Annotated in this window: 1 protein-coding gene; it reads right to left on the reverse strand. The window is 36.0% G+C overall.

The features are described from left to right. Positions 1–34 precede the first annotated feature (34 nt). On the reverse strand, positions 35–1,252 hold the full coding sequence (locus CWD91_RS22580; RefSeq protein WP_103443235.1) for an IS4 family transposase: 1,218 nt from the start codon (positions 1,250–1,252) through the stop codon (positions 35–37). Between the last annotated feature and the right edge of the window lie 143 nt (positions 1,253–1,395).

Genomic DNA, 1,395 nt, shown 5'->3' on the forward strand with positions numbered 1-1,395 from the left:
CCAGTCATGGTCGGAAGAAATTCCGACCATTTTTTTATGTTTCAAAATGATCTAATTTCCCTTCACATTTTACGACTATCATAGCAATAGCCAAATTTCTGAGTTCCATTTTAAATCTTCTCTTAGCAGTTTTGTATCCTATCCTATTGGCCTTTTTGTATATTAGGACCAACATGGCCACAATCAAGGTCATATATAACATCACCTCTATTCCGTTTTTGTTCAGCGACACAAGGTGGCTCACATTAAGTTCTTGTTTGATAAAACGAAAGAATACCTCAATATCCCATCTTCTCCTATAGGCTTGGGCAACTTCTTTGGCGGATAGATCAAAATCATTGGTAATAAACCAAAAATCCTTAGAACCTTCTGCCTTGGTTTTTGCGACAATCAGACGAAAAGGAGTCTCCACCAATTCTTCTCGATGGTGGATATTGCCTTTTTTGTTATCAATAGCTCTTCCTGTGTAAAGATGGACTTTACTGTCCTTAACAAGAATCAACTCTCCCAAATCCAAGTCTTGATCTTGATCAAGCAATGATTGTAGTTCTATATGTTTTCGATTTTCTTTTGCTCTAACAATAAAAGTGACAGAATCATTAGTGAATGATTTCATTGTTTTTGCAGATTGGAGGCCTCTATCGATAACGTAAATGTTTTGATGGTGCGTTTCTTGCTTTACATGGTTTAGTATAGCCTGCGGCAAGGCTATATCTTCACTAGAATACTTTGCGGTATTGAACACATTGGAGTGGCAGGGCAATAAGCCGTCAAAAGCAATACTATACTTGACCGACTTTTTTCCACTTTTATTGTCAAGTCCTTCCAACAGTTTACCCGATGCCTCACTGACCATAGAACTATCAACATGGATCAAGTGATATTTTTCGCCATCCTTGTTGGAATAGGCATCGTAAAACTGATGGTAGACACATTGATAGATCTGACGGAAGTAATCCGAGTCAATTTTAGATAATCTTTCTGAAATGGAGCTTCGTCTTATACTTTCTGATTTATCCAGATCAAAAAGAGTTTTGAAGATCACATCGTTAAATGTATCCTCTAGGGTACGCTGGCTAAGTTTTTCATTTTCTAAAATACCATATAGCAAAAGATAGAACATCTTTTTTCCATGAAGGACCTTGGCATAATAATCTATTTTAGTGGTTACCGAAAGTTTGGATAAAAGAGCTTCCGGAATTACCCCCAACAATTGATTTACTGAAATTTTGTGACCTTTAAATACTGACATAATAGGCTGATTATCAGATATTAAGATACGAAAATTGTATCAGAAAAACAAGTTAAATGCCTGAAAATCAATCAGTTGACCAAAAATTATGGGGATGTAAAAAACAAAAAAAGTCGGAAGAAAAAATCTTCCGACCATGACTG

Origin of the sequence: Arenibacter hampyeongensis, assembly GCF_002909255.1 — a bacterium.
In the GTDB taxonomy this organism is placed as follows: Bacteria; Bacteroidota; Bacteroidia; order Flavobacteriales; family Flavobacteriaceae; genus Arenibacter; species Arenibacter hampyeongensis.

Excerpts from the sequence above, each read along its gene's own strand:
- CWD91_RS22580 (WP_103443235.1), bottom strand. The coding sequence starts at position 1,252 with ATGTCAGTATTTAAAGGTCACAAAATTTCAGTAAATCAATTGTTGGGG.